The organism is Caldivirga sp. MU80, assembly GCF_001663375.1.
Taxonomy (GTDB): domain Archaea; phylum Thermoproteota; class Thermoprotei; order Thermoproteales; family Thermocladiaceae; genus Caldivirga.
Genome location: NZ_LCTF01000039.1, coordinates 1 through 25,528, shown reverse-complemented (window position 1 = coordinate 25,528; position 25,528 = coordinate 1). Strand labels below are relative to the sequence as shown.

Genomic DNA, 25,528 nt, shown 5'->3' with positions numbered 1-25,528 from the left:
AATCAACACCCAATTCCCTACAGGACTCGTAAACACTCATTACGAGGGTTACTGCACCGTCAGCATACCTACGGTTTGGAATAATTCCATAGGCACTTTCCCTAAACGCATTCACCCAACCAACCTTGGCACCAGGCAGAACTTGCATTTGCTTCGCCACAGCCAACACCCTATGAGCAGCCACCCTAAACAACCAAGCTGTTGACAGCAACTCCCCAGCCACACCACCATCAACATTAAACGGCAACCTAATGGTTATGTAATCCACAAAGGAACCCAAGACCCGTAGTGGCGAGGAACCCCCAGCGACAGGGAGGGAGCCATTGCGGTGAGGGGGCCCGGGGAGACCGTCGAGAAGGAGACGGTGGGTCACGAAACCATCGGAAGTAAAAAATATAACCCACCGCCTCCGGAGAGACGGTAATGACTAAGGGTACGCCGTCATTCGGCAAGATGAATAGGGGTAAGACACACATAAGGTGCCCCAGGTGCGGTAGGCACTCGTACAACGTGGTTAAGGGCTACTGCGCGGCATGCGGCTACGGTAGGTCGCGCAGGATTAAACGTGGCTTGGCTAGGCTGCTCAGCAGACCTGTGGGTAACGTTAGGGGGTAGTGCGGCACTTAGTTAATCAACTCAAGCACCCTGGCCAACGGCTCCACCCCATCCTGCGTGACTATTACCGTATCCTCAAATTGAGCCACGAAGCCGCCGCCGGCCTCCATTAATACGCTGTAACCATACAGGACACCCCTACTGGTTAACTCGTTAACTATGCTCATTGTCCTATCGCCGAACTTGTCAACAAGCCACCTTGGGGTGAAGGGGAGTTGATTGAAGTTCCTGTATATGTACTCAAGGGCTGAACTTGCCTCGGCGCTAAGCTTCTTCGCATTAACCCTCTGGAGCATGTATATGGTGACCTCAGGTGAGTCGGTAACCATGCCCCTCCCGTTTGTGGCGAAGGGCTCTATGGCGTAGACCTCGCCGTCAAGCATCCTAACCCTACCCCCATCATCGTAGTTTGGGACTGACTTACCTGAGTGGAGCCTGTACCTGGTTATTAAGTGGCCTGTCAGGTTCCTGATGGGTTTAAAGCCGAAGCCGCTGATGGTCCTATCAACAACAGCCCCTATCCTACTCAACTCAACACCAGCCTTAGCCATGTTTAAGGCATTCCTAAGAGCCTCCCACGCAGCCCTGGTTAACATGGAGTGGGCGGCGTTGAAATGCACTGTAACTGCTGCATCAACTATGAAACCATCCACATGAGCCCCAATGTCAATTTTAACTATTGAATTGGGTGGTATAACGGACTCATCATTTATCTTAGCGGTGTAGTGGGCTGCAATGTTATTCACATCTATGTTGGCTGGGAAGGCTGGGAGGGCACCATTACCCCTAATCTCATCCTCAATTAACCTGCACAACTCAAGTATAGTCATCCCTGGGTGGACTTTATCTATCGCATGCTTAAGTGCCCTATGGACAACATCCCCGGCCTGCCTATACTTCCTAACAGCGTCCTCATCAATCACAACTCAACCATTAAGGCTATGCGGTTAATATACCTATCTCGGCTGCATTCCTCCACCTTCAAGGTCTCAATTGGCTCACCTGGGCACTGGAGGCCAATGCAATGTGCGCAACTTAACGCTGTTAGGTTTAAAACTTAGGTGGTTAATGACTCGGTGCGTGGATATAGGCATAATTAGGCCATATGAGGTTGAATTTAATCAACCCGATATAGAGGACCTTGAGCAGGCGGTGAGGGAGTTTGGGCATAGGGTTAAGAGGGTTTACGTCAACATGGCCAGCGTTAGGTTGAGCAGGGAGGGTGTAAGCGTTTATCAGGCTATCGGTAGGGGTGTTAGGGAACCGGTTAACATAGATGGCGGGATCCTAAGGCACCTAGGCTTAATTAGGGACTTTGAGCAACTGCTCCATAGGGTTTGGGTTGTTAGGGCCATTGAGGCCATGGGTGTTTACGTGGTTAACAGCGCCATGAACTGGCTGGTGGCCAGCGACAAGTTAGCGGCATTAATGATGCTGGCTAAGAGCGGTTTACCCGTTCCCGAGACTGAGTCCAGTGAAAACATGTTCATGGCCTACGATGCGGTTAAGAGGTTCGGCGAGGCCGTGGTCAAGGAGTTGAGGGGTTCAATGGGCTACGGGGTCTTTAAGGTTAATGACCCAGACGTAGCCATGAACATCTTCAGCTACCTACTCAACCTAAGCAAACCGATGTACGTGCAGAGGTTTCTGAATAAGAAGGGTAATGGTGACTATAGGGTGGTCGTGGTGGGTGGTCAAGTGATCGGCGCAATATTCAGGAGGGGGGTTGGGTGGAAGAGTAACGTTGCACAGGGCGCTAGGCCAGAGGCCGTTAAGCCAAGTGGCGAACTGATGGAGCTGGCCTTGAAGACCTGCGACATCCTTGGGCTTGGGTATGCTGGCGTCGACATAGCCGAAACGGACGAGGGCTACTTCATACTTGAGGTTAACCCATCCATGTCGTGGCAGGGCTTCAAGGAGGCCACGGGTATAAATCCGGCTAGGTATATTGTTAAGCACGTAATAGACCATATTAAGAGGTAACTAGTATTACGTGCCTTGTACACAAATTAAAAATAAATTGAAGAAGCAAAATTAAAAAATAAAAAATTTATTTATTTTAAAGTAAGGGATTCAGGCTTACTTCTTCTGTTGTTGCTGCCCACCCTCCTTCTTCTCCTCAGTCTTCTTCTTCTTGGCCACCTAAACCACCGGCTAACCCTAAATTAACGCAGCTGAGATTTAAAAGTAACCTTCGCTTTTCTTGGTGAGATTCATGTGGGCTCAAACTCTTTTAACCATAGATGCCCTCATTAGCTTAATTTACTATTTATGGTTAATTTAAGGTAAATTACATCCCAATTTATGGTGATTTCTCCATAGGAATATCAACCGGTACGTTGTGAAAAGGCGCTTAAAACCCACCCAAGCCCCCCTCACCATTTTACTAAGGCAAAGGTGCCTTAAACCATTACAACGCACTTAAGGTCTTGTCTTTTAGGGTTGGGGGTTTGTGGAGTGTGTTTTAATTGGGTGGAGTGGGGGTTGTGCATCTTCTGTTGGGATGCTGGGGATAGTGGTTATTAGGAGGCAGAGTAGTAGCACGCACAATGGGGGCATAGGCTACACAGCAACTTAAATGGCGCATTAAACGTAGTGAAGAAGGCAATAAGCAAAACACCAATTACAATCAAGAAACCAAAATGGCACCCATTGAAAAGGGGAGGCAACAACCAAAACCCAACAAAACCTCACCATTAAAGGCGAGGAGGGGGTCATAGCTTATAAAACGCCCATACGCCTGGCTGGTGATGGGTATTGTGGTTAAGTTAACTGGGAGGGTGTTTAACAGTGAGGAGTTGATTGAGAGGTATGTGGATGTGGTTGCCGGTGAATCAAATAGCAATAAAGTGGTTGTAGTTACTGGGGGTGGTGACGTGGCCAGGAGGTATATTGAAGCCACCAGGAGGTTGACTAGGAATGAGTCGGCAGCCGACATGATTGGGATTTGGGCCAGTAGGCTTAACGCCTGGCTAATGGTCTACGCCCTCCACTCAAGAGGCATCAACGTCCACCTTGGTGTACCTGAAACTCTAGGTGAACTGGGTAGGGCTTATTCAACGTCGAGGGTTGTGGTGATGGGTGGCCTCCAGCCTGGCCAATCCACAACAATGGTGTCTGTGCTGGCCGCCGAGTACCTGGGCATAGGCACAGTCGTCAACTGCTCGAATGTTGACGCACTTTACACCGATGACCCATTTAAAAACCCTAACGCCACTAGGATAAGTAGGGCTAGGATCAGTGATGTAGAGGCCATACTCCACAGGGAGGGTGTTAGGGCCTTCGCCGGAACCTACGAGCTAATTGATGAATGGGCACTGGGCATAATGAGGAGGAGCGGCATATCCATGGTGATTATTGACGGTAAAGACCCGAATAGGCTCGCTAAGTACCTTAAGAATGGTGAAGTTGAGGGCACCTTAATAACACCTTAATTTAGGCTTAGCAGCTTTAAAAAGTGCTCAGGAAAAGGTATTTTAAGCCTTGCATACACGATAGGGTGAGGTGACTAAGCCTGTCGTATGAGGAGGATCTAAGTGAGTTCGAGATTGAGCAGAAAAGGAGGAGCATAGGTAATGACCCTAGGCAGAAGTGGATAAACAGGATAGTGGCATCCATTCAACGCTACTATAAGAAGTGCCCGCATTACGACTTCAAGACAGGTACCTGCCTAATAATGGATAGCGATAACCCCAAGTGCCCGAGGGAGGGTAGGTACGAGGGATGCCCAATCCTAGAGGAGTTCCTAGGCAAGAAATACGACTACTATAAGTCTAAGGGAATAAACCCACCGTATGACTTTAGGGACTTGGCGCTGGCGTAGGGTGGGGACGTCAATACTTATTTCTAATGAATGAATGATAAGCCTTATTCTTTGGAATGTGGCCTTAAAAATAATATCCCCTTAAACTAAGGGGCGCTTTATTATTTTAAAATACCAAGACTTGGTAGCCGTTGTTTATGAATTTTGATAGGTCTTCGTGGTGTTCTTCATCTCCGATTAGCCTAATTTTTAAGGCCGTTAACTTATCCCTAATGTTGAGGTGGGGTGGTGATGCGCAGTAGCCGCAAACACCATAAATCACCCCCTCCCTCTGCGCCACCTCATACGCAGGCCTCAAACCCTTATACGGACTATCAGCTATCGGTACCCTAGACCCAAACCCATCAAAATAAACCACAACATCATAACCAGCCATCTTAAGTTGAACAGCGTAGTGAAGCGCATGCGCAGCCCTTATGGCCTCTGAAAGATCTTCCGGATTACTGAGTATGACAAAAGCGTACTTACCCATGGGTCATCATTCAACCTGAGTAGCCATTTAAGGCTTATTCTAATTTTATTCAGTATCGAACACGTGTTCCAGTATTCGTAACAACTGCACTTAGCTTATTAACTCATGAGGGGCCTTCGCCCCTATGGTTGAGGTGAGGATAATATACTGTAGACCGTGCGGGTTCCAGGATAGGGCGGTTAAACTGGCCAATGATGTGCTTAGGGAGCTTGGGGTACATGGGGTGTCTGTTAAGCTGGTGCCTGGGGATAAGGGCATATTTGACGTGTACGTTGACGATAAGCTCATATTCTCTAGGTACCAGGAGAAGAGGTTTCCTGAGCCGGGGGAAATCATTAATGGCGTTAAGAAGCTTTTAACCCCTACCCCATAGTTTGAAAAAGTTATGTTTTTTGAATTTGGAGTTTAAGTGTAGGTGGTATGCCGTTAATCCACCCTTTCATCTGTACGCTGCTGCTCGTTAGGCATCTTCCTAAGGTAGTCTAGGATTGAGTCTATCTGGGTGCCTGGCTCAACAAACACCAGTTGAACATCCATTGACGTGAAATACGAGTGGCTTAGTGGGCATGCCCCTGAGGCTATAACCACATTAACATCATTAAGCATGTTCCTGTGCAACCACTCGTACTTCTCAACGCCATGCATGGGTATGCCTAGGTCCGAAATGGCGTTATGCATGGCCTCCGGGTCATCGATGTCCGCGACATTACCCAGTGGGTTATCCCTAGTCTCCACGTAGTTTAAGTTACCAGTCCTCTCATCGTAATCGTATATTACATAACGTTTAGCGTGTGCGAAGTGGCCATCACTTATGGACTTACCGTCATTGGTGCATAGGGCTATCCTAATCATTAACCTAAGTAAGCATGCAGATTCTAATAAATAGCCCAGCGCTGTTAAGATTGGGAGAACACTCGCCAATGAGGCTAGTAAGCCCGGTTATTAACCATGGTTGACTCAACCCCCTTACTTAAATGAGCCACGAGAGCCCTAACCCTATTAACAGCCTCCTCAATACCCCTACTCATCGGCCTAACCTCCTCGTTCCAAACCTTAAAGACCCTCTGCGGTATACCCTTAGTTAGGCGTATTGACCTAATCATGGCGTTAACCTCAAGGGGCCTTACATCCCAGGGCAACCTAAGTTCCTCAGCATCCCTAACCTGAACATACCTATCCCTCCCAACCTCCAACGCCTGAAGGTGATGGGCCAATAAGTGGAGTAGCGTGGTTAAGTTGGCCCTATAATTGATTATTATGGTTGGGTTGTTGGCCACGTAGAGGCCCATTACCGTTGAGCATAAGCCTGTGTCAAACCTACCGCACTCGTTAACCTCATTAACCGTGGCGATAACCCTAGGCTTCTCAACATTCAAAGCCTCGGTGATAATCTCAACAACACCCTCAACGCTACTCTCCAGGTCCTCTAGGTTCCTCAATACACTTAGCCTAATCATAGAATCAATCTGACGACCTAACCCACCGTAATCCAGGTCCATACCAGTAATATTAAGTTCGAATTATTAAACCTAACCCGCACCCACATGCTTAGCAGTGGCTTCGGAGATTCTTCGTAATTTACGTTCCTGGGCACCATTAGGCAGTAGCCTAAGCCTAACCGTACGTACATTGTTGACTTGGGAGAAGAGGATTGCGTGCCTGGGTTAGTAATGAACACGTGAATAATCACCGCACCGGCTCATTCCTGAAAACCCAAAACACCAAACGGGGCACTAACCTAGACGTAAGGGAAAGCAAACAAGGGGGAATTAAATGTAACCAGAGACAAAAACACCAAACCAATAGACCAAAACTTCAAATCAACAAAAACAACACCACAAACAGCGAGACTTATCCCGTTATCAGCCCATGCGATTATCATCAATACTCAGTAACCGACCGCCACATCACACCTATAACATTACTTAAGGTTAAAATTATGCTTTTAAATTTTAATGCTAAGGAACAATACCCATAGTTCTCCGCAATTTAAACTCTTTAACCTCCGGCGTCTTTTCACTTTCACGATGCCAGTACTCATACTTCATTATTTCCTTTTACTTCATCTTAATGAAATAGTGCGTTAGAATCATTAGCTAAACAATAAGAAATAAAAGACAACAAATTGCAGGATTCTCCATGTGGATTGCTATCCTCTCCTCCAGGGAGGTGAAGAGGGGTAGGCCCTACAGGGTTCAGAGGATGGGGGAAGATATGGTATTTTGGAGGGATGGTGATGGGAAAATAATGGCGCTGAGGAACTATTGCCCGCATAGGCAAGCGCTGCTATCGCAGGGTAAGGTTGTTAATGGATTGATTCAATGCCCCTACCACGGTTTTGAGTTCGATGGAGCAGGTAATGTGGTGCATGTCCCAGCGATGGGGAGAAGCCAGAAGCCCCCTAGCTACCTCAAAGCCAAAAGCTATACATTATATGAGCAATACGGTATAGTGTGGATGTGGTATGGCCCAGGGCAACCAGAGGCACCGCCCAAGTTCTTCGATGACCTTAAGGATCTTGAGGCATACGCTGAGTACTGGGAAACTTGGAACATCTCCTTTCTAAGGGCTGTGGAAAACCAATTGATGGATTTCACCTACCCTTCGTACACTATAACACGATAGGAAGAGGCAACAGGACGCTGATAAATGGGGTTGCCTTAAAGCAGATTGATGATATCACATTCGTCTGGCATGCCGCCGCGGAAAGAGATGTAGGGCAGAAGCCCAAGGTGAGGCTAGACATTGATCCCCAAAAGGCCGGCACCTACATAGAGTTCATTTACCCCAACCTATGGCAAAACCATATCTCGGAAAACATGAGAGTCCTCGCATTCTTTGCCGTTTCTCAGTAGGTGGCGGTTCCTAGCCCTTCATGGGCTCCCCGCCATCTACCTCTCAACGGTCTCCCTGGGGCCGCTCACCGCAGTGGCTCCCCAACGGTCGCCCGCGGTTCCTTGCCTCTGCGGATCTCGGGACCCCAGGGTAACCAATTAAAGGTATTAAGGCTAGTTTTATAAATTTTATAAATCTAACCGGGGATTAACCATCAACGAAAAATAAACACCACGAATAATCATGAAAACCGAAATTGCCCCAGTGGACCCTCAAAGAATCACCATATACGTACGTTTCTACATAAAACCCACAGGTATAAAGTCCATTGACAAGTTACTTGCCAGGTTAGGTATGTACTTCAACATCTATATTCTCCATCAGGATCGGCGTGTGGTGGAAAGCCAAAACCCAGACATAATAGGTGATAAACTAATTGCCCCAGACATCCCCATAGCAATCTTTAGAAGAATGTTCCTCCAGGATAAAGAATTACAAAACAAACTCAAGGTAAAAATCGCGCTACATACCACATAACTGCAATGTGGGTTTAACTGGTAGAAAAAAGGTTAATTGCAAGGCTCAGTAACCACTTATCGAATAGCAAAGTACAGTATCGCCTACTTATCCTGACAACGGTCAAGTCTTGTTTGTGGTTTTCCTTGCCTTGGATGGGTTGGTGAATTTAAACGCAGTAAGGAATATTGCAAAAAGAGTCTGCTATAGAACACCAATACCAAGGAAAACACCAAGCTTCATCTTAACAATAAACGGCGTGAAACCAATAACTGCATTAGCTAGTTACTTAATGAAGACGCTTAGGGAGATTGAAGGATTAGGGTTAATGATGCTAGGTTAACCTTAAGGGAATAGCCTTAGCTATGCGGCTGGGTGAGCCCTTCAAATTCCCCTAAGTCAAGGTTAACGACCTTTATTATCTGCCTTGGCCTGCACCTACCAGCCAGGTACCTGAGAACCTTTAGGGCCCCATCGCCGGATGAGGCCTCGTAGAGCTCAATCCTGACATCCATGTTGTTTGCCACGACCTCGTTGGCGTTGAGGAGGTACTTGGTGTAGTTTACCTGGGGGCACAGTATGGCTATTTGAAAAACCCTACCAGGCCCCCTCCTAGCGTTTGATACCGCTGAGCCGAGGATCTTCTTAACAGAGTCCTCGCCATTACTGCACACGTCAATTATTACGTAATCGGCCACGCACTCCCTACTGGACTGTTGCATTAACAAGCCTCAAAAGGGGCCTTGTTTTAAGCGTTATTGCCTAGTGCCTTGGAGAGCAAGGCACCGGTCACATCGTCAATAGTCCTATATACCTTGCCACCTAGGCAGTAGAGGGATTGGGCTATTAACTTATCAGCGTGGTTGAGGACCTTTATTATATTGTCCACCTGAGGGTACTTATCAAGCATTGATGATGCTACCCTACCACACTCCCTAAGTTTAACCCTAACCCCATCCATAACTTGGGCCTCTGGTGTGTCAGCCACCACCCAACCCACGTCGCCGCTGTAGGATGAGCAAAGCTCGCTTATCCTAGTTTCAAGCAGAGTCTCCACGATCCTAACCTTACTGAGCCTCTCCTGGGTACCCTGGACTAGGTAGGCGTTCAACTGCATGGACAGCGCCATGACCATGGCGGCTATGTCGGAGACCCGGCTCATGCTCAGCCTTATGCCGTTAGCCAGGTTGACAAGCTCGTCTAGGCAACCCATCAGCATTATTGCCGGGGAGTCCTTCCTAAGCCTAGTAGTCTTGCCGAAGACCGGAATGGTGCTGTAGCCGCTATCACCAGGGCACGCTACCTCACCGTCAACCTCCCTGCAATCCGTGAATAGGGGGAGCCGCTTAGCTGGCCTTGGGTCGCCTCCGCAACTATCCACCTCAGGCACCTATGCTAAATGTGCGTAGGCTTTAATAAACTATTTCTTAAAAAAGATACTTAATAGTGGCTTAAACTTTAAGTCGCCTCCACCCATTGGTGTATAATGCCGAAGGCTTAACCATGGATAATCTGCATGAAGGTTTAAAGCTCAACGCTAAGGGGGCTGGTAGTGGTTGAGTGGGTTAAGGTTCTTGAGGATTTCATTAGGAGTGGTGTTAAGGCTAACCACAGGAGGATGGTTGTGCTGGTTGGGTCCAGTAACGAGACTGTTGCCAAATCCGCGGCCGAGGTGGTTAGGTTCTTCCTAGGCGTAACAAACATGGGCAACGGCATATACCTATACCAGCCTGAGTATGGCGATGCCAGGGAGAGGTTAAGGTTCTTCACCGATGGCATGAGTAATGTTAAGTTTAAGCCAACGCCATTCAAGGACACTAAGCTACTCCTAGGCCAAACCCTAGACTACGCAGTTATCGACCTATTCAACGACCTGAAGCCCAATGACGTGGGTAGGGTGGGTAGCGTGGTTAGGGGTGGGGGGATTTACGTAGTCATGATGCCGCCCATGGATAAGTGGCTCAGGGTAATAACGAAATTCCAAACTAAGCTAATAACACCACCACATAAGCCGGAGGAGGTTAGGCAGTACCTTAAGGTTAGGTTCTGGGATAGCCTCATGAAGAGCGAGGGGATAGCGATATACAACGTTGATGACTCCATCTTCATTAAACCACCCCAACCCGTCAACGCCTTTGAGCATGCCCAGGGTCAGGTTAAGTTACCTGACGTTAAGGGTAAGGCCATTGAGGTCTATAGGCTGGCCAAGACCCAGGACCAGGTTAACGTGATATCGATGATTGAGGGTATGATAAACGAAAGGGGTAAGGTTAACGCCGTGGTGATAGCAGACAGGGGTAGGGGTAAGTCGGCGGCTGTGGGGCTTGCCGCAGCCCTAATAGGGCATAGGTTAAGGAGGAGGCGTGGCGTGGCTAGGATAGTGGTTACGGCGGAGAGCCCCGACAACGTGGAGACACTCATGGAGTTCGCCAGGAGGGGCCTTGAGAGCCTTGACTACGATGTTGAGGTCTCTGAGTCTGGGGGTAGGGTTACTGGGTTATCGGCTAGGGGTATTTACATAGATTACTACAGGCCCTACCCACTCCTATCCCTCCAGAGGCCAATTGACATAGTCCTAGTCGATGAGGCGGCCATGATGCCCCTCCCCGTGTTATACGGCATACACGGCAGGTTCAATAGGGTTGTTTACTCAACCACGATACACGGCTATGAGGGTGCTGGCAGGGGCTTCAGCGTGAGGTTCCTCAAGTACCTTAAGAGTAGGAGGGGGGTTAAGGTCCTTGAGTACGAGATGGAGGAGCCTATAAGGTACGCGAGGGGTGACCCAATCGAGAGGTGGCTATTCAACGCCTTCCTCCTAGACGCCGAACCAGCCCACGTGGATGAGAACGACGTTAAACTGGTCAGTGAGGGAAGGGTTAAGTACGTTGTACCTAACATTGAGGAACTTTTCCTCAAGGATGAGGAGACCCTGAGACAGTTCTTCGGCATATACGTCCAGGCCCACTACAGGAATGAACCGGACGACCTGGGCATGATGATGGATGCACCCCACCACACGGTTAGGGCCCTTACCCTGGAGAACGGTAAGGTTGTGGTCTCCATTGAGCTGGCTGAGGAGGGTGGTTTAGATGAGGAGACGGTGAATAACATGGTGCTTGGCTTTAAGCCGCCAGGCAACATAATACCCGACAGGATGGTTAAGTACTGGAAGATGCCTGAATTCGCCAAGTTGAGGGGTTGGAGGATTGTTAGGATAGCAACACACCCAGAGCTGCAGGATAGGGGCCTGGGTTCAGTGGCTCTCAGGATGCTTGAGGATGAGGCAAGGGCCAGGGGGCTAGATTGGGTTGGGGTTGGCTTCGGCGTTAACCCTCAACTACTAAGGTTCTGGGTTAAGAATGGCTACTTACCAATACACATAAGCCCGGAAAGGAACCCGGTAAGTGGAGAATACAGCGTGCTAATGGTTAAACCCATAAGTGAGATGGCCAGGAAGGTTGTGAGCTATGCTAACAGGGAGTTCAGGATTAGGCTAGTTAACAGTCTGAGTGGGCCCTACGTTAACCTGGAGCCTGACGTAGCCCTAATGCTACTTATGGGCGAGGAACCCGTTGAGAGGGGTCATGAACCAGGTTTAACGGGTGGCCAATTCAATAGGCTTGTGGCCTATGCCTGGGGCCCAATGACGTATGAGAACACGGTTGATGCCTTGATGGAACTCTTCAAGGCGTACTTCATGGTGATCAGCAGGGGTGGTTCAAGGCTACCTGAGATTATTGAAAAAGGCATCATAGCCAAGGTCTTCCAGTCAAGGACCTGGAGTTCAGCGGCCAGGGAGCTGGGTGTTAAGCCAACGGTCCTGATGCTTGGGCTAAGGGCTATATCGAGAATACTGCTGGTCTACTTCTATGGAAGTGAGCTTAAGATACCCATATACATGATTCAGCCATCTAAGAGACAGAGGCAGGCCTACTAGACCCAGTCTCAGCAGCTTGCCTTAAACTCAAGGGTATTATATATGCCTTAACGGGCTTATTACCCATGATCTCTAGGACCACGACCAGTTCAGCATCCTTAAGCTCACTGGGTATTGACCTAAGGATCCTTTGGTATGAGTCCTTAGCTTCACGTATAATGTTAAGTAAGTCCCTGGGATCTAAGGCAACGTTAACCATGGATTCAACGTCAATCGCATTGATGAAGTCCCCCCTAGACACTGCCCCCTTAATGACCGACTCAGCCTCAGTTAGCCCCTTAACCATGCTCTCAACGAACCTGGTGAACTCCCCAACACTCCTGAAAACAATGTAATCAGTACTCACCAGAACTAGACCTCAGACGCAAATTTAAACATACCGAGAAAAACAGGGTTTGATTTCACCTAGTTTCAGCCCTGGAGTCAAGCCGTTTCAAGTCGTGGAACCGAGGTTCCGGAACATGATCCTTTAAATCCTGGCTAGGTAAGGTTAACTCATGAACCCAGTTAACGTAGCCATACTGGCCCTAGCCATAGGGCTTGCTGCGGTGTTGGGAGCCATACCAATACACCCACTGGCCACTGGAGTTACAAGCACCACTGCTACAGTTACTAATATAACAACTAACACTACCACAGCACTGTTCACTGCTGCCAATGCCTCAATGGCTCAGAACGCCACCTGTACTGCAGCTAGTGTTCACGTGGAGCTTAGCCTATTCTTCTACCAGAAGGTTGTGCAGGTAGCCAACCTCACGGGTGAGCTTAAGGTAGTTAATGAAACCTTAAACGAAGCACTTAACCTAACCAGGGAGGCTAATGAATCGTTAAGCAAGGGCCTATGCTTCACCGCGCTCAAGGAGGCCATTGAGGCTATTCACCTTGAGCAGAGGGCGTGGAGCACGGTGATTAGGAGTTACGCCAGGGAGAGGCACCTGAACGTGACCGAGCTCGCCAAGGCTGAGGCTGAGTTGAGGGTACTTAATAGGACTTTGGCAATTGCCCTCAGGATTGCTAATGAGACAGGTAACCAAACCCTGGTTAATGAGTTGAAGGGCTTAATCAACCAGGTTAAGCTGGCTGGGGAGTTAATTAAGGCTGGTAACTACACTGGCGCATTGAAGGTTCTTAGTAGTGTTAAGGAGTCTATTCACAACTTAGCTAAGCAGGTTCATGAGGAAGCTAAGAAGTGGGCTGAGGAGTATAAGGCACTCCATAGGCATGGTAAGGGTGGTGAACACTCCAAGCCAACCCATGGTAAGGGCCAGGGTGGAGGCAGTAATAGTGGTAATGGTGGTAGCGGTAAAGGTCACCATTAATTTAATAAATAATGCTGCATTGTTTATCAAAATTTAAAATCTCTTTCTTTTTATGTTTAATACTCCCTGTATACTATGAATTTAGCCAACTCCTCAAGCTTCCTGGTGTGCTCATTGCTTGGGATTTTACCTAACTCACTTAATGCCTTGTTCATGTACTCGTTAGCCATCTTAATGGCCTCATCCCTAGCCCTTGTTGATGATATAACCTCCACCGCCTCCTTAACATCCTCCTGGGTTGGCCTTGGCTTAGAGAGGATGCTGAGTAGCTTACCAGCGTTGCTGCTTTCAAGGAGTGAGAGTAGTATTACTATGTTACCCACCTTATGTTCCTTAATATCCTTACCGATCTCCTTACCGAACTTCCTCAGGTCGCCGAATATGTCCAGTACATCGTCTATTACCTGGAAGGCCACACCCACATTATACCCAAAGTTGCCTAACGCCTCCAGCTGCTCACCACTGCAGTTGCCTGAAAATCCCCCAAGCCACATGGATGTTTTGAAGAGCGCAGCCGTCTTAAGGGATATCATCTTCACGTAGAGTTCCCTTAGACCTGGCTTAATCTCCCTAACAAGCCTATTCTCAATGAAGTAGGGATCCCTCCTACCTGAATACTCCATCAATATGTCCAGCCTCTCCCCCTCGTCAATGGCCTTTATGGTATCTGCAACTACCTTAGCCACCACCCTCGGGTCCTTTGTTTCAAGTATAGCCTCCTCAATAGCCTCCCTGTACCATATGCCTACCAGTATCGCCGCGTAGTCACCGTACCTCTTCCTAACAGTGGGCATGTTCCTCCTTAAATCGGCCTCATCAATTATATCATCGTATATGAGCGAGTAGTTGTGTATCAACTCAACTATAGCTGCATAGGGTAAGGAGGAGTCGACGTTACCCCCACAGGCCAGGGAGGCCTCAATGACCATGAGTGGCCTAATCCTCTTACCACCTGTTGAGACTTGGTAAACCACAGCCTCCTTAAAGGATGGGTCAACCCCAATGGTAAGGTACCTCTCAAGGGCCCTATTAATCAACTCCCCGTACCTCTCATGAAGCTCACTTAATACGTCAACCACGGTTAAGCCGCCCAGTATTGCTTAAAAGCATTAACACCCCCAAGTCGTCTAATTATCAACTCATTGTCAACACCCCTAGGTGACTTGGCAAGCACAAGTTCACTAACCCTACGGGCCTCATCAATCAGCTGTGGGCCGTCTGTATCGGCATTAACGACGTTGAGCAGTATAGCCACCTTGAATGCTAAGTCTCTAATAGGCAGCATGGAGCCGTCGGAGCATAGGACATCGACATTAGGTAGCCTAGCTGGGTATTGAAGTATTCTGCATGCGAAATCCACGCAAACGTACTGGCTTGCTAAACCGGAGAGCAACCCAGCCCCAACACCCAAGCCACACCCAATGTCAATAACCCTAACACCCCTAACACTAACACCATCAACAATGCTTAGGTAACCCTCAACACTCTCCCTAAGGTAAAGCTCAAGGTAACCAACCCCCATCCTCTCGTAAAGCTCCCTAACCCTGACCTTATCAGTAAGGCCAGTGGACACCATGTAGAGACTGTTTGTTTGTTTTTAATTTAGTGGTAGGGTATTTAAAAGTAGGATAATTATCCTACTAATGAACTCAGTCCCTGCATGGGGAGTTGGGGAAAACTTTAAGTCATCTATCGGAACATATAAAACAATTGTCAACAGATACATAGCAATGGGAACAGTAGGTAATACGGTTGAAGCCGGCTGTTCACTGGTGGATAATTTAACTGAGCCCCTCTTATTATTGAGCTGGGAAGGGTTTATTAGGGTGTTACCGTAATATGGAACAGAAAGTGAAGGTAGTAAAAGAGGGAGCCATGACGATGGTCATTAAGAGAGGCGGCTTGAGGGAGGGGTTTAACCCGGATAAGCTACTCAACAGTCTAAGGCTTGCAGGCGCCCCAGACCCGGAGTACGTGCTCCAGGAGGTTATTGCCCAGGTTAAGGGTAAGGGGGAGGTTTACTCCAGTGAAATATCCGACATAGCCCAATTGGTGATGCTGAACCTGGTTAGCGAGGACTTTAGGTGGCATGACGCAGCTAGGAATTACCTACTCTTCAGCATCTATAAGCAGGTTTGGGGCAAGGACATGGTTAAGGCTATTAATGAAGGCTCAGTAAGCTTAACAGAGGCCTATAGGAGGGGTTTTGCTGATTGGTTCAACCAGGGGTTAAGACAGGGCCTGTGGAACCCCGAGGCGGTTAAGATATATGAGGGGCGCATTGGTGAATTAGCCTCATTAATAGACCCATCAAGGGACTTGATGTTGACCTACAATGGAGTTAGGACTCTGATGAGTCGCTATCTACTTAAGAGGCTCGATGGTTCATTCTTCGAGGCACCCCAGTACATGTGGTTGAGGATAGCCATGGGCGTAGCCTATAGCGAGGTTAAGTACGGCAATGACCCAATGGAGTGGGTTAGGAGGTTCTACGATATAACCAGCCAACTCAAGTTCCTACCAAACTCACCGACTATGTTCAACTCACTGACTAAGCTGGGTGAATTATCAGCATGCTTTGTGATACCGGTGGATGACTGTTTAAGCAAGGACAGCAATAGGGATGATCCAAACTGCTTCTTCGGAATAATGGATGCCGCCAAGCTGGCTGCATTACTCTTCCAGGCGGGTGCCGGGGTTGGTTACCAGTTTGGCCAATTAAGGCCTGAGGGGGATGTGGTTAAGTCAACCAGTGGCGTGGCCTCAGGCCCATTATCATTCATGAGGCTCTTCGACACAATAGTTGACGTGATTAAGCAGGGTGGTAAGAGGAGGGGTGCCCAAATGGGTATGCTCTTCTGGTGGCACCCGGACATAGATAAGTTCATCTCATCCAAGTCTGGTCAGCTTAAGGATGTTCAACTCCAGAACTTCAACATAAGCGTAACTATAGACGACTACTTCATGCAGAAGGTCCTTAACAACGAGGACGTCTACCTACTCAACCCAAGGGAATGCAGGTGCCTCTACGAGACCTGGGGTAGTGAATTCGTGAAGTGCTACGAGGACTGCGTTAACAGGGCTGAGAGGGGTGAGGTTAAGCTTTGGAGGAGGGTTAATGCAGGTGAGCTGTGGAGGAGGATTGTTGAGTCCGCCTGGGACAGTGGTGACCCAGGGCTTTGGAACAAGGACGTGGCCAACGCCAAGATTGAGTTCATAAACGACTCGATTTATGGCAAGTACAGGGTGATAAATGGAACAAACCCCTGCGGTGAGGTCGCCCTATACCCATTCGAATCCTGCAACCTGGGTAGTATCAACCTAACCAGGTACATTAAGGGTAATGAGGTGGATTGGGGTGAGTTAGCCAGTGACATATTCACGGCCGTCAGGTTCCTCGATGACGTGATAGACGCCAACCAGCACCCCCATGAGTACTTGGATAGGGCTAACAAGGCCAGTAGGAGGATCGGCCTAGGCGTAAATGGGTGGGCTGACGTGCTGGTTGCCTTGAACATACCCTACGACTCACCTAAGGCTGTTGCCTTGGCTGATGCATTAATGGGCTTCGTGACGAGGGTTGCGGTTAGGGCTAGTATAGAGTTGGCCAGGGAGAAGGGGCCATTCCCGCTTTGGCCATCCAGCAAGTGGAGGGGTGGTTTCCTACCCTGGAGGGCCCATGATGAGAGGATATCAAAGATGCTAGAGGTTAGGGGTGTTTCAAGCGATGTTGAGGAGTACGTGAATGTTCTTAAGTTCGGCTACGGCGAACTGGGTGACCTAGTCAAGGGTGTCGATGAACACCTGACTAAGTTAAAGGCCACTGATGATGAGTTGGCCAGGGATGCATCAACGGTAGGTATTAGAAATGGGGCCTTGATAAGCATAGCCCCCGAGGGTTCAAGGAGCCTAATAGCTGGGGTTAACTCAAGTATTGAGCCAATATTCGCCATAGCCTACGTGCGCAACCTAAGCATAGGTAGGCTCATTGAGTACAACTACACAGCCCTAAGGAAGCTCAAGGAGACCAATGCCCTTGATGAGGAGACGACGTCCAAGATCCTTGAGACTGGTATGATGCCCAGTAGCCACCCCATGCATAGGCTGCTTAAAACGGCCAATGAGGTACACTGGAGGTGGCACGTCTACATGCAGGCAACCTTCGCCAAGTGGAGCGACAGTGGGGTCAGTAAGACGATTAACATGCCCAGTAACGCAACCAGGGATGATGTGGACGGCGCCTATCGCCTAGCCTGGGCCCTGGGAGCCTTCGGTATAACGGTGTATAGGGATAAGAGTAAGTCGGTTCAAGTCATCTACACGGGTGTTGAGGGTGGTGTAGCTAAGCCTAAGGGCGAGACTAAGGCTATTAAGGTCACGGTTAAGGCCATTAACCTGAATAGGGATATTGAGGAGAATAAGCTTGAGGAGATTGGGGAGACTGATGACCCAGCCTGCAGGACGGGGGTCTGCGGTTAACGTTAAAGACACCACAATAGTTAATAGCACCACCACAGCTAATAAAAACCAATGATTAACCAAGCCGACGTTAAAAAGGCCGTTAAGGATTACGTTAAGTCGAAGGGTGTAATAGGCATAAGGTTCGTTAAGGTTACGTTGAATAGGGGGAGCGGCACCAGCGTACACATCTCCCTATACCTCGACAAGCCGATTGAGTTAACGTTTTTTAACGGACTTATCGATGAATTAAGCAAGAGGTATGGGTTGAGGAACTGGTTGATATACGCACCCCACGGTAGGTTAATTAGGCTAAGCGCCACATCAACATAACAATCATCCTAGCTACAACTCAGCCTATACGTAACCAGCTCAGTGTAGTTATCCCCCCACGCCCTTACTAACGACACCCTATCCACGGGGATTGCCCTAACCGGCAACGTGCTTAAATCAACGTAACTGAGTAGTGTAATTAAATACTGGGGGTCAACCTTAACCCTCACGTAGGCTACCGTCAAATGCGGCTTAAAATCACCCAGGTACCTATCAGCAATGTTAACTCCAGAATCCCTAAGCGCATTAATTATCAATGCCCTTAACCTGGCCAATAACCCGTGATCATTAATCTCAATAGCCAACACCCTAGGCTTAACTAGGCTAGGTAACAGTAAAGGTTGACCTAATTCAACCCTGAAGCACTGAAAGCCCTCAACAACACGCCTCAGCTTATCCCCAACACCACCACTGGGCTTCCTATCACCAATGTAAAGCAGGGTAATGTGATGGTTACCTTGCTTAACCGGGACCACGGGTAATCCGGCTAGTGCCTTAGTGAAGTTAAGTCCAGTAACCATAACACCGTAGAGATAGCCCATACCAAGCACCAGTGGGTCCAACTAAAATAAATTATAGTCAACCACCTGAGGGCATTAAGGTAATCATCACTAGCTTAGGCCTAAGAACCAGGTGCCTCATGCCCTTAAAATTCTCTATATCATCTCTATATCAAATGTATTAATTAGCATTTTATCATTATGACCATTATTGGCCCTTGCTGCGCATTACCCTTAACTCGGCTAAGATCGGTATTTCCCTAACCATGTCCTCAGTGACGTACTCCCAGTAAATGCCCAATGGCTTTGGGTTGACCCTACTAACTCGGATCACCCTAGTGGGTGTTACCACTATGTCCACAGGCAGGTCAAAGGGCTCCCTGGGTATTTCATCATTAACAAGCTGCAGTTCATGGACCGTGGTGACCACTGGCGTTTCCTCACCGACCTTACCAAGCATCCTCATTATACCCCACTCTATTTCCGCATAACCATGGCTCTTACCCAACCTGGCCCCAGTCCTTGGGTTGACGGCTACAGACCCGATTATGACCAGGTCGATTGTGGGTGAGTCCCAGGGCTTTATGGGGGTCCCAAACCTAAAGGCTCCACTTATTGTCGAGGCTTCCCTGTAATGACTCCTCAATATTTTATCTGGGTCGAGCATTAGGAAGCCCTCCTTAATCCTCGGCGTTGGCATTATGAGCAACTTGCCGGTCTCGAGAACTAGCTCCCTGCATCTCCTCTGTGGCGAATCAGGGTTAACCTTGACGACACGGGCCCTACGGAACTCGGGCAATGAGACAGCGAGCTCGCAGGCCCTTTCTGAGCCTATGAAATTCGGTATTCTCCCATAAGTGGGTCTTGGAAATGCTGCCACGCCCCTCTCCTCAAGGAGCCTCCAAACCCTATCCCTAATAGCCTGCTTAACATCCTTAACAACAGCCATTACGCTCAACGCTCATCATTGAATATTAAATTTACGCCCCATAAGAATTAATAGTCATCTAATAAAGACTTTAAACCAGGCCGGTGAGACTGGCTGTGTATGGCTAAATTCAGCAGGAGGGGCTCTAAAGCCATACCATTGTGGGTTAGGTTTGTTGATGTAGCCATCCTATCGGTTGCAGGGTACATAGAACTAACCCTCGCGCAATTTAACAACTGGATGCTATTTGGCGTTGCGGTGCTTATTGAGGCCGTTGTGCTTTACCTTTGGTTCTGGCTTAGGAGGAGGTTCGCAAGGAATCCATACTTCTATTCCTACCATTTCGAGTTCACCAATGATGGGGGTTAGAATCGTGAATAGGAATGGGGATTCCATGTTTATACCCAGGTATTTGGCGTTGAGTGAGGCGTGTTATGAGTACGATGAGGGTTCAGGATTCGTCACAATTGTTATTAGGCATGATGGCGAAGCCTACACCTTCAGGATACACCGGCAGCACTTCGATAGGGTTAGGGAGATGTTATCTAGGGCTTGGGGAGGGGATTTAAGGACTTGCTCGTAATTAACAGCTCAGTAGGGTGGACTTTGATGAATCCATGTAGTCAATGCTAAGAACATTACTGGGGCTAACGCCAAGGCCCTTGGTTATGGCTTTAAGAACCTTGAATGCATATGACTTTGACGCACCGAAGTCACCACCCTTAAAGGCAAATTCATTCGTATGGGTCACTATCTTAACCTCTGTGTAGCTTCCATTATCAATAACCACCGTAACCACGGTTATGAAGCCGAGGGTCCTAACAAAGAATTTGCCACCTATGAAGACCGCGACTCTAGGTGAAGTACCCAGTACCGTGAAGTAGACGTTGGATGCATGCTTGTAGTTACGTAGGGCATTAACCACATCATCAAAGCCCACTGGTAGTAGGACCTTTACCCCATGTGAAGATCCATGCATGGCTACCATGCTACATAGCGTCACTATTTTTAAACATTAAGTCGTGTACCTTTAGAGGTGCTTAAAGGAGGGTTATCATTCAACGCCACCGCAATACTGGCAATCCGCATACACGACTTAGCCCATGGCTATTATGGATGGTTAGTTAAGGGTTTATAAAATCACCCAGGTTATCTGCATGTGTTTAAGAAGGAGGTGGAGCACCTGGCTGAGCCCTATAGGGGGGTGGTGTCTAGGCTACTGGATGCTTTACTAAGCCTCTACGGCGATAACCTAGTCTCCCTCGTGGTTTACGGTAGTGTGGCTAGGGGTTGCGCCAGGAGGGATAGTGACCTCGACCTGCTCGTCGTCTTTGAGGACCTACCCAGGGGCATCTTCGAGAGGATTAAGATGTTTGAGAGAGCTGAGGACCTAATTCAGCCACTTCTCGATGGCTTAATGGATTCAGGCTACGCCATAGCCCTATCACCGGTAATTAAAACCAGGGCCGAGGCTGCCAGGTTCTCACCAATCTACCTAGACATGACCGAGGACGCTGTGGTAATTTACGATAAGGACGGCTTCTTCGAGGGTGTATTGACCAGGTTGATTAATAGGCTTAGGGAATTGGGTGCCAGGAGGGTTTGGGTTAACGATAAGTCCTGGTATTGGGTGCTTAAGGGTGATTATAAATTTGGTGAGGTGATTGAAATTGAATAACCTCGACATGGCTAGGTCATACCTGAGGCAAGCCATGGAGAGGGTTAGGCATGCTGAGGAAGCCTTAACCAATGGTAATTACCCGTACGTTGTTAGGCAATGCCAAGAGGCGGTTGAACTAACCTCAAGGCTGCATTAAGGATAGTGAGCATTGAACCACCGAAGTGGCATGACGTGGGGCCGGTGTTGAGGAGGGAGCAGGGTAAATTTCCGGCATGGTTTCGGGAACATATGGATGAATTAATATCCATATCGAGGAGTCTCAGGAAGGAGAGGGAATTGGCAATGTACGGTGATGAGGAGAGCGGCATACCACCTGAGGAGCTCTACACCAGGGTGGATGCTGAGTACGCATTAAATAGTGCAAAGATGGTTCTAAGCCTCGTCGAGAAATTACTGAAGGAAACTGGGTCATGAACCTAAGACCCAAGTTGGGAGGATTTCGACGAGTCCATATAATCAACATCAACAACATTTACAGGTCTAACGCCAAGTCTCTCAATAACAGCATTCAGTATCTCCCATGCATAGGACTTGGACGTGCCTAGGTCAGAAAGTGCAGGGTATGTGTGGGTTATTACCCTGAGCTCTGTGGTGCCCTCGCCCTCAATGACTACTATGAAGGCCGAAATCCCATTGAGCGACATGGGGGTAGAATCTCTCACCAACAGCAACCGCAACCCTAGGTCTCGTATTCAACACCGCGAAGTATATGCCTGATGCGTGTCTATCATTACGCAATACGTCAACCACAGCATCAAACCCGACAGGCAACAAAGCCCTTAATCCATGCGCAGGTACGGGCATTACTAAAGATGATGCATTAAAAGCATTACATAGGAAGAATCGGTGAATTTCAGTGGGTAGGTAATGTGTAGTCATGGGCGATTAGGTAAAGAAGCAAAGTTTCATAAACACAATCTTAAACAGTCTCGGTTCTCCGTAGTTGCTTTAGTATGGATTATTCGTACCTCTTGTCGTCATTAATGCACGCACTGATGTATTGTAAAAACTCTCGGTTGACTTTAGTCATCACAACTTTTAAATCGAGCCCGGCTTTGTAGTTGAAGTGATGCCTCTGTTCTTTTATTGACTTTTTCATATTGAGTTTTTACTGCATTACAATTATTTACCATTCGGTATCGCAATAGCGTTTAGTCTATTGGCTATTTGCATGTGCTCAGCATAAGCTTCATTAAGAATCCGCAGTCTGGGTTTATTCTCCAGTGGGTTATTAGGGTGAGCCATAGTTTTTCGTAATCCTCCTTCCTGAATGGTACGACTACGCATTTTCCTGCCTTGCCTATGTGGATGAGTAGAATGCCGATGTTGAGCCATTTATAAATGCATGCTTTGACCTCGTTCTTTTCATACTCAATGCCGTTGATTATTATCGAGTTCGTGGTTAACGCAACATCCTGTCTACTCAGCGCAATCCTACCCAAGTACCGTGGTAGGCGTAGTAATACGTATTCGAACCAGTCTCATACGTATATACAGACTTAATAGGTAAACCGCACCTCGGACAGAGCACCAACTTACCCATAACTTTTGCAAAACGAGGTGTTATCGTATTTATCGAATTCGGAATCGGTTTCCTAAATTTGTGAAAACCGTGAGGTCCTACAGATTAATGGCTAGTTCACGACCTCTTGATAATTTTTAAAATCCGTGGTTTTCATAAATTTAGGAAAAACTCGTGCTTACCAATATCATGGACTCTCTGTAACTTTTCCATTAGTTTGGGTTTGTTATTCCATGACCTCAGTTGCCCTTACCTCGATGTTTAATGCCTTGGCTAGTTCAAGGGCTCTTTTCCTGACTACTGGTCCTATGATTAGTAGCTTCGGCTTAACCTTATTTACTCTCTCGTAGAGTATTCCTTCCCTGGCTAGTTCGGCTACGTCACCTCTGTCAATGCTTGCCTTATACTCGATGAGTATGTGCTCGTTATCCCTAATTAGTACGTCCACATCGATGACTGATGGGTAGCCGAATACCACACCCTCGTTGTCGTAGTATGTCCAACGCCTGACCTCGTAGGCCTTGAGTAGGTCCTCGATTAGGTACTTAATGGCGTCCCTGAATACATCCTCGGTGTAAATGCCGTACCTATACCCAAGGGCTGTTATTGATGCTACCAACTTCTCATGACTCCTCTGCAGGGCTAATATGGCCTCTCCCTGCTTCGCCACCTGTTCCTGCAGCTTAACCATTTGCTCCTGTAGGGACTTTATTGCCTTGAGTATTTCATCAATGCCTAGTAGGCCCGTTACGGCTAGCCTAAACTCCTCATCCTCCTTAAGCAACCTGAGCACCTCCTTCCTTAGGTCCACGCCCATAGGTCCTCCCTATTATTATCTCTAGGCAGGATCACTTTTAAACACCTCTCTAAGACATATTCGCGTGGTTTCCTGGGAGTTGGTGTTTGGGGTGAGTGAACCCTGAGGGTGAGGTTGTTGCCCAGGCTGAGCACATACCCGTTCACCTGGGTTCATTCAGGGTTGGGGTTAGGAACCTCCTCAACTGGCTTGATAGGGAGGGGGTTGAGTTGAACCAGGGTGACGTGGTACTCCTCAACGACCCCTACATATCCGGGACTCACCTAAACGACGTAATGGTCATGGAGCCCGTTTACGCTGGTGACAGGTTGGTGGGTTACGTCGTCAATAAGGCCCACCACGTCGACGTAGGCGGACCAACACCAGGCAGCATAAACCCACTAACCAAGATTAAGGTATCCGTAATAAACGTAGCCGTACTAATAAGCGTGGGGTAAAGGTAGGGTATTGACCATTCAAGCCAATACTCGGGGCCTCTGGTGAGGAGTTGGAGGGGGTTACGCTTGATATGGAGGTTAGGTACGCATTGGATACGCTTAGGAAGTTTCACATAAACCTCCTACTACTTGACGGCGCGGTGATTGGTAGGCGTGATATCGATAAGGTGGATGTACCGGTCCTAGCACATGTTAAGGACGTTAGGATTAATAAGTACTCCCAATCCATCACCGAGCCTGGGTTCAGGGATTACATGAATAAGGCCCTACAGGTTATGGAAGAACCCCTAATAGCCCACGTAATCCTCGAGACCTATAGGTCCAGTAATAAAACTAGTAATAATGCATTGATTACAAAACCCTACGTGGTGGGTAAGGTCGGTGGTAGGGATGTTTATGGTTTCTACGTTCAATACATACCATCGTCACTACCAATATATGTGGAATACCTCGGTGACCCAAGCCTCAAAGGACCTCATCTCAGCACTGGCACCACTATCCACAATGCCGAGGCTGGACTATCCCGCACCATTGTATATAGTCGATAGGGTGGCCAGAGTTAATTCGGACTTTAGGGGCATGGTCAGGTTGATAATGGAGAAGTTGGGTGGTGACGTGTTAAGCGAGCTCAGGGGGATGTACCTAAGGATGAACCTTAATGATTACGTGAAGTCCAATTAAGGGTTTAATTATGTTATGTTTTGATTTATGATGGTGGAAGTAATGTGGCGTTCTTAGTGAACATATAACGCACAAATTCCGTAAAAACTGGTGGATTTCTCTGAAATATCTTTTGTGTTGTTAAACCGCACAGGGAATTTACGTTATAAATTATGGCAGCATTATACTGATAAGGCCATGTTAATTCATTAAGTGGTTCAATTGGACCGATCAACGTAGCTAGGTACTTGTTCATGTTTAACTTCTTCATTGCGCTTTCAATGCTATCCACATAATTCTTTCCCTTAATTAGTACGGGGCTTGTTGGTGATATGGCAAGGGGCATCCATGTAGTACTCCTTGAACCATTGACCAGTACATTAACTCTGATTAGTAATGCAGGAGATTCGAAGATGCATTTAATTATTGTTCCGTTGTTTATGTAAATGACCCAGGTGTAGTTCATAAACACGAGTTTAACATTACTATTATTCATCACGGAACTCACATTATACCAACCAATACTGCCAAGATAATTCTCGAGATACTCCCTAACAAAGTTGGGATTAATCTTAGAGCCGGCAATATAGGTTACTGTGAATTTGCTTGACATTGTGAAGTTATAGAATATAGTAATTACTTTAGTAATTACCATGGGCTTCTCCAGCGTGG

At 47.8% G+C, this 25,528-nt stretch carries 36 protein-coding genes and 3 pseudogenes; 21 read left to right on the top strand and 18 right to left on the bottom strand.

Annotated features, from left to right (window positions below):
- A pseudogene (locus tag AAX04_RS10170) lies at positions 1 to 268 on the bottom strand (hypothetical protein); the annotation flags it as partial.
- A gap of 155 nt (positions 269 to 423) precedes the next feature.
- On the opposite strand from AAX04_RS10170, the gene AAX04_RS10165 reads away from it, so the two are divergent.
- Entirely contained in the window at positions 424 to 615 is a 192-nt protein-coding gene (locus AAX04_RS10165; protein WP_066797843.1) for a 50S ribosomal protein L37e, read from the top strand.
- A gap of 8 nt (positions 616 to 623) precedes the next feature.
- Here AAX04_RS10165 and map read toward each other — a convergent pair whose 3' ends face one another.
- Entirely contained in the window at positions 624 to 1,538 is a 915-nt protein-coding gene (gene map, locus AAX04_RS10160) for a type II methionyl aminopeptidase (protein ID WP_066797838.1), read from the bottom strand.
- A 157-nt stretch (positions 1,539 to 1,695) separates the two neighbouring features.
- On the opposite strand from map, the gene AAX04_RS10155 reads away from it, so the two are divergent.
- The 4 genes from AAX04_RS10155 to AAX04_RS10145 all read left to right on the top strand — a co-directional run bounded on the left by AAX04_RS10155 (position 1,696) and on the right by AAX04_RS10145 (position 4,438).
- Positions 1,696 to 2,598 (top strand): RimK family alpha-L-glutamate ligase, encoded by a 903-nt coding sequence (locus tag AAX04_RS10155; RefSeq protein ID WP_066797828.1) that lies wholly within the window; start codon positions 1,696 to 1,698, stop codon positions 2,596 to 2,598.
- A 469-nt stretch (positions 2,599 to 3,067) separates the two neighbouring features.
- The gene (locus tag AAX04_RS12535) at positions 3,068 to 3,193 is read left to right on the top strand and encodes a hypothetical protein (protein WP_255363614.1); all 126 of its coding nucleotides are present in this window, start codon (positions 3,068 to 3,070) and stop codon (positions 3,191 to 3,193) included.
- A 172-nt stretch (positions 3,194 to 3,365) separates the two neighbouring features.
- On the top strand, positions 3,366 to 4,049 hold the full coding sequence (pyrH, locus tag AAX04_RS10150; RefSeq protein WP_066797825.1) for a UMP kinase: 684 nt from the start codon (positions 3,366 to 3,368) through the stop codon (positions 4,047 to 4,049).
- A 173-nt stretch (positions 4,050 to 4,222) separates the two neighbouring features.
- Positions 4,223 to 4,438, top strand: a complete 216-nt coding sequence (locus AAX04_RS10145) for a hypothetical protein (protein WP_238377863.1) — start codon at positions 4,223 to 4,225, stop codon at positions 4,436 to 4,438.
- A gap of 106 nt (positions 4,439 to 4,544) precedes the next feature.
- Here AAX04_RS10145 and AAX04_RS10140 read toward each other — a convergent pair whose 3' ends face one another.
- Complete coding sequence (locus AAX04_RS10140; RefSeq protein ID WP_066797819.1) at positions 4,545 to 4,910, bottom strand: DsrE family protein; 366 nt, start codon at positions 4,908 to 4,910, stop codon at positions 4,545 to 4,547.
- Positions 4,911 to 5,034: 124 nt separating this feature from the next.
- Between AAX04_RS10140 and AAX04_RS10135 the strand changes: the two genes are divergently transcribed.
- A complete protein-coding gene (locus tag AAX04_RS10135) occupies positions 5,035 to 5,283 on the top strand; it encodes a SelT/SelW/SelH family protein (RefSeq protein WP_066797817.1) in 249 nt (82 codons plus the stop codon).
- A gap of 53 nt (positions 5,284 to 5,336) precedes the next feature.
- Here AAX04_RS10135 and AAX04_RS10130 read toward each other — a convergent pair whose 3' ends face one another.
- Entirely contained in the window at positions 5,337 to 5,762 is a 426-nt protein-coding gene (locus tag AAX04_RS10130) for a NifB/NifX family molybdenum-iron cluster-binding protein (protein ID WP_084761416.1), read from the bottom strand.
- A 74-nt stretch (positions 5,763 to 5,836) separates the two neighbouring features.
- Complete coding sequence (locus AAX04_RS10125; protein ID WP_066797816.1) at positions 5,837 to 6,409, bottom strand: hypothetical protein; 573 nt, start codon at positions 6,407 to 6,409, stop codon at positions 5,837 to 5,839.
- A gap of 640 nt (positions 6,410 to 7,049) precedes the next feature.
- On the opposite strand from AAX04_RS10125, the gene AAX04_RS10120 reads away from it, so the two are divergent.
- The 3 genes from AAX04_RS10120 (at position 7,050) to AAX04_RS10110 (ending at position 8,604) form a co-directional block, all read left to right on the top strand.
- The gene (locus tag AAX04_RS10120; RefSeq protein WP_066797814.1) at positions 7,050 to 7,535 is read left to right on the top strand and encodes an aromatic ring-hydroxylating dioxygenase subunit alpha; all 486 of its coding nucleotides are present in this window, start codon (positions 7,050 to 7,052) and stop codon (positions 7,533 to 7,535) included.
- A gap of 453 nt (positions 7,536 to 7,988) precedes the next feature.
- Positions 7,989 to 8,282 carry a hypothetical protein gene (locus tag AAX04_RS10115; RefSeq protein ID WP_066797812.1) on the top strand — a complete coding sequence of 98 codons (294 nt, stop codon included), beginning with the start codon at positions 7,989 to 7,991 and terminating at the stop codon, positions 8,280 to 8,282.
- A gap of 109 nt (positions 8,283 to 8,391) precedes the next feature.
- Positions 8,392 to 8,604, top strand: a complete 213-nt coding sequence (locus tag AAX04_RS10110) for a hypothetical protein (protein WP_156519808.1) — start codon at positions 8,392 to 8,394, stop codon at positions 8,602 to 8,604.
- 16 nt (positions 8,605 to 8,620) lie between these two features.
- Here the strand turns inward: AAX04_RS10110 and AAX04_RS10105 are convergent, their stop codons facing one another.
- Together AAX04_RS10105 and AAX04_RS10100 are read right to left on the bottom strand one after the other, a co-directional pair.
- Entirely contained in the window at positions 8,621 to 8,983 is a 363-nt protein-coding gene (locus AAX04_RS10105) for a hypothetical protein (protein ID WP_066797807.1), read from the bottom strand.
- A 26-nt stretch (positions 8,984 to 9,009) separates the two neighbouring features.
- Complete coding sequence (locus AAX04_RS10100; RefSeq protein WP_066797804.1) at positions 9,010 to 9,651, bottom strand: cobalamin adenosyltransferase; 642 nt, start codon at positions 9,649 to 9,651, stop codon at positions 9,010 to 9,012.
- Positions 9,652 to 9,813: 162 nt separating this feature from the next.
- Between AAX04_RS10100 and AAX04_RS10095 the strand changes: the two genes are divergently transcribed.
- Positions 9,814 to 12,201 (top strand): tRNA(Met) cytidine acetyltransferase TmcA, encoded by a 2,388-nt coding sequence (locus AAX04_RS10095; RefSeq protein WP_084761414.1) that lies wholly within the window; start codon positions 9,814 to 9,816, stop codon positions 12,199 to 12,201.
- On the opposite strand, the gene AAX04_RS10090 is transcribed toward AAX04_RS10095, so the two are convergent.
- Positions 12,176 to 12,547 (bottom strand): hypothetical protein, encoded by a 372-nt coding sequence (locus tag AAX04_RS10090; RefSeq protein WP_066797801.1) that lies wholly within the window; start codon positions 12,545 to 12,547, stop codon positions 12,176 to 12,178. The two genes, AAX04_RS10095 and AAX04_RS10090, sit on opposite strands and share 26 nt — an antisense overlap.
- A gap of 151 nt (positions 12,548 to 12,698) precedes the next feature.
- Here AAX04_RS10090 and AAX04_RS10085 point away from each other — a divergent pair, with 151 nt between their 5' ends.
- Complete coding sequence (locus AAX04_RS10085; protein WP_066797798.1) at positions 12,699 to 13,520, top strand: hypothetical protein; 822 nt, start codon at positions 12,699 to 12,701, stop codon at positions 13,518 to 13,520.
- A 56-nt stretch (positions 13,521 to 13,576) separates the two neighbouring features.
- Here the strand turns inward: AAX04_RS10085 and AAX04_RS10080 are convergent, their stop codons facing one another.
- On the bottom strand, positions 13,577 to 14,599 hold the full coding sequence (locus AAX04_RS10080; RefSeq protein WP_066797792.1) for a polyprenyl synthetase family protein: 1,023 nt from the start codon (positions 14,597 to 14,599) through the stop codon (positions 13,577 to 13,579).
- A 2-nt stretch (positions 14,600 to 14,601) separates the two neighbouring features.
- Positions 14,602 to 15,093, bottom strand: coding sequence for a class I SAM-dependent methyltransferase (locus AAX04_RS10075; protein ID WP_238377862.1), 492 nt, complete (start codon positions 15,091 to 15,093; stop codon positions 14,602 to 14,604).
- Between the two features lie 70 nt (positions 15,094 to 15,163).
- On the opposite strand from AAX04_RS10075, the gene AAX04_RS10070 reads away from it, so the two are divergent.
- Genes AAX04_RS10070 through AAX04_RS10060 form a run of 3 tightly spaced genes read left to right on the top strand, consistent with a single transcriptional unit; the run spans position 15,164 to position 18,311 of the window.
- Complete coding sequence (locus tag AAX04_RS10070) at positions 15,164 to 15,358, top strand: hypothetical protein (RefSeq protein WP_066797786.1); 195 nt, start codon at positions 15,164 to 15,166, stop codon at positions 15,356 to 15,358.
- 13 nt (positions 15,359 to 15,371) lie between these two features.
- Positions 15,372 to 17,999, top strand: a complete 2,628-nt coding sequence (locus AAX04_RS10065) for an adenosylcobalamin-dependent ribonucleoside-diphosphate reductase (protein WP_238377861.1) — start codon at positions 15,372 to 15,374, stop codon at positions 17,997 to 17,999.
- A 51-nt stretch (positions 18,000 to 18,050) separates the two neighbouring features.
- Entirely contained in the window at positions 18,051 to 18,311 is a 261-nt protein-coding gene (locus tag AAX04_RS10060; RefSeq protein ID WP_066797780.1) for a hypothetical protein, read from the top strand.
- Between the two features lie 8 nt (positions 18,312 to 18,319).
- Here the strand turns inward: AAX04_RS10060 and AAX04_RS10055 are convergent, their stop codons facing one another.
- Positions 18,320 to 18,853, bottom strand: a complete 534-nt coding sequence (locus AAX04_RS10055; protein ID WP_066797849.1) for a 2'-5' RNA ligase family protein — start codon at positions 18,851 to 18,853, stop codon at positions 18,320 to 18,322.
- A gap of 166 nt (positions 18,854 to 19,019) precedes the next feature.
- Complete coding sequence (locus tag AAX04_RS10050; protein ID WP_066797777.1) at positions 19,020 to 19,760, bottom strand: 5-formyltetrahydrofolate cyclo-ligase; 741 nt, start codon at positions 19,758 to 19,760, stop codon at positions 19,020 to 19,022.
- Between the two features lie 99 nt (positions 19,761 to 19,859).
- Here AAX04_RS10050 and AAX04_RS10045 point away from each other — a divergent pair, with 99 nt between their 5' ends.
- Positions 19,860 to 20,108, top strand: a complete 249-nt coding sequence (locus AAX04_RS10045) for a hypothetical protein (RefSeq protein WP_066797776.1) — start codon at positions 19,860 to 19,862, stop codon at positions 20,106 to 20,108.
- 4 nt (positions 20,109 to 20,112) lie between these two features.
- Entirely contained in the window at positions 20,113 to 20,322 is a 210-nt protein-coding gene (locus AAX04_RS10040) for a hypothetical protein (RefSeq protein WP_156519807.1), read from the top strand.
- Here the strand turns inward: AAX04_RS10040 and AAX04_RS10035 are convergent, their stop codons facing one another.
- Entirely contained in the window at positions 20,323 to 20,718 is a 396-nt protein-coding gene (locus AAX04_RS10035) for a hypothetical protein (protein WP_066797847.1), read from the bottom strand.
- Positions 20,719 to 20,898: 180 nt separating this feature from the next.
- Between AAX04_RS10035 and AAX04_RS10030 the strand changes: the two genes are divergently transcribed.
- Positions 20,899 to 21,417: a nucleotidyltransferase domain-containing protein gene (locus AAX04_RS10030; protein WP_202904438.1), complete on the top strand. Its 519-nt coding sequence runs from the start codon at positions 20,899 to 20,901 to the stop codon at positions 21,415 to 21,417.
- Between the two features lie 7 nt (positions 21,418 to 21,424).
- A pseudogene (locus tag AAX04_RS12610) lies at positions 21,425 to 21,834 on the top strand (HEPN domain-containing protein).
- A gap of 2 nt (positions 21,835 to 21,836) precedes the next feature.
- On the opposite strand, the gene AAX04_RS10020 reads toward AAX04_RS12610, so the two are convergent.
- From AAX04_RS10020 to AAX04_RS10010, 4 genes are all read right to left on the bottom strand, one after another.
- On the bottom strand, positions 21,837 to 22,064 hold the full coding sequence (locus AAX04_RS10020; protein ID WP_156519806.1) for a hypothetical protein: 228 nt from the start codon (positions 22,062 to 22,064) through the stop codon (positions 21,837 to 21,839).
- A complete protein-coding gene (locus tag AAX04_RS12015) occupies positions 22,024 to 22,224 on the bottom strand; it encodes a hypothetical protein (RefSeq protein WP_156519805.1) in 201 nt (66 codons plus the stop codon). Before AAX04_RS12015 ends, AAX04_RS10020 begins: the two co-directional genes overlap by 41 nt.
- Positions 22,225 to 22,583: 359 nt before the next feature.
- The gene (locus AAX04_RS10015; RefSeq protein ID WP_066797766.1) at positions 22,584 to 22,862 is read right to left on the bottom strand and encodes a hypothetical protein; all 279 of its coding nucleotides are present in this window, start codon (positions 22,860 to 22,862) and stop codon (positions 22,584 to 22,586) included.
- 306 nt (positions 22,863 to 23,168) lie between these two features.
- Complete coding sequence (locus AAX04_RS10010) at positions 23,169 to 23,759, bottom strand: PD-(D/E)XK nuclease family protein (RefSeq protein WP_066797763.1); 591 nt, start codon at positions 23,757 to 23,759, stop codon at positions 23,169 to 23,171.
- A gap of 104 nt (positions 23,760 to 23,863) precedes the next feature.
- Between AAX04_RS10010 and AAX04_RS10005 the strand changes: the two are divergent.
- The 3 genes and pseudogenes from AAX04_RS10005 to AAX04_RS12520 all read left to right on the top strand — a co-directional run.
- A pseudogene (locus tag AAX04_RS10005) lies at positions 23,864 to 24,139 on the top strand (hydantoinase B/oxoprolinase family protein); the annotation flags it as partial.
- A gap of 107 nt (positions 24,140 to 24,246) precedes the next feature.
- On the top strand, positions 24,247 to 24,744 hold the full coding sequence (locus AAX04_RS10000; RefSeq protein ID WP_066797756.1) for a hypothetical protein: 498 nt from the start codon (positions 24,247 to 24,249) through the stop codon (positions 24,742 to 24,744).
- Between the two features lies 1 nt (position 24,745).
- Positions 24,746 to 24,877, top strand: coding sequence for a hypothetical protein (locus AAX04_RS12520; protein ID WP_255363607.1), 132 nt, complete (start codon positions 24,746 to 24,748; stop codon positions 24,875 to 24,877).
- 25 nt (positions 24,878 to 24,902) lie between these two features.
- Here AAX04_RS12520 and AAX04_RS12170 read toward each other — a convergent pair.
- Positions 24,903 to 25,528 (bottom strand): hypothetical protein (locus tag AAX04_RS12170; protein ID WP_162270135.1); only part of this gene is annotated, 626 nt, incomplete at its 5' end.

Excerpts from the sequence above, each read along its gene's own strand:
- AAX04_RS10165 (WP_066797843.1), top strand. The coding sequence starts at position 424 with ATGACTAAGGGTACGCCGTCATTCGGCAAGATGAATAGGGGTAAGACA.
- pyrH (WP_066797825.1), top strand. The coding sequence starts at position 3,366 with ATGGGTATTGTGGTTAAGTTAACTGGGAGGGTGTTTAACAGTGAGGAG.
- AAX04_RS10140 (WP_066797819.1), bottom strand. The coding sequence starts at position 4,910 with ATGGGTAAGTACGCTTTTGTCATACTCAGTAATCCGGAAGATCTTTCA.
- AAX04_RS10135 (WP_066797817.1), top strand. The coding sequence starts at position 5,035 with ATGGTTGAGGTGAGGATAATATACTGTAGACCGTGCGGGTTCCAGGAT.
- AAX04_RS10130 (WP_084761416.1), bottom strand. The coding sequence starts at position 5,762 with ATGATTAGGATAGCCCTATGCACCAATGACGGTAAGTCCATAAGTGAT.
- AAX04_RS10125 (WP_066797816.1), bottom strand. The coding sequence starts at position 6,409 with ATGGACCTGGATTACGGTGGGTTAGGTCGTCAGATTGATTCTATGATT.
- AAX04_RS10120 (WP_066797814.1), top strand. The coding sequence starts at position 7,050 with ATGTGGATTGCTATCCTCTCCTCCAGGGAGGTGAAGAGGGGTAGGCCC.
- AAX04_RS10115 (WP_066797812.1), top strand. The coding sequence starts at position 7,989 with ATGAAAACCGAAATTGCCCCAGTGGACCCTCAAAGAATCACCATATAC.
- AAX04_RS10105 (WP_066797807.1), bottom strand. The coding sequence starts at position 8,983 with ATGCAACAGTCCAGTAGGGAGTGCGTGGCCGATTACGTAATAATTGAC.
- AAX04_RS10085 (WP_066797798.1), top strand. The coding sequence starts at position 12,699 with ATGAACCCAGTTAACGTAGCCATACTGGCCCTAGCCATAGGGCTTGCT.
- AAX04_RS10070 (WP_066797786.1), top strand. The coding sequence starts at position 15,164 with ATGAACTCAGTCCCTGCATGGGGAGTTGGGGAAAACTTTAAGTCATCT.
- AAX04_RS10060 (WP_066797780.1), top strand. The coding sequence starts at position 18,051 with ATGATTAACCAAGCCGACGTTAAAAAGGCCGTTAAGGATTACGTTAAG.
- AAX04_RS10055 (WP_066797849.1), bottom strand. The coding sequence starts at position 18,853 with ATGGGCTATCTCTACGGTGTTATGGTTACTGGACTTAACTTCACTAAG.
- AAX04_RS10050 (WP_066797777.1), bottom strand. The coding sequence starts at position 19,760 with ATGGCTGTTGTTAAGGATGTTAAGCAGGCTATTAGGGATAGGGTTTGG.
- AAX04_RS10045 (WP_066797776.1), top strand. The coding sequence starts at position 19,860 with ATGGCTAAATTCAGCAGGAGGGGCTCTAAAGCCATACCATTGTGGGTT.
- AAX04_RS10035 (WP_066797847.1), bottom strand. The coding sequence starts at position 20,718 with ATGCATGGATCTTCACATGGGGTAAAGGTCCTACTACCAGTGGGCTTT.
- AAX04_RS10020 (WP_156519806.1), bottom strand. The coding sequence starts at position 22,064 with ATGTCGCTCAATGGGATTTCGGCCTTCATAGTAGTCATTGAGGGCGAG.
- AAX04_RS12015 (WP_156519805.1), bottom strand. The coding sequence starts at position 22,224 with ATGCCCGTACCTGCGCATGGATTAAGGGCTTTGTTGCCTGTCGGGTTT.
- AAX04_RS10010 (WP_066797763.1), bottom strand. The coding sequence starts at position 23,759 with ATGGGCGTGGACCTAAGGAAGGAGGTGCTCAGGTTGCTTAAGGAGGAT.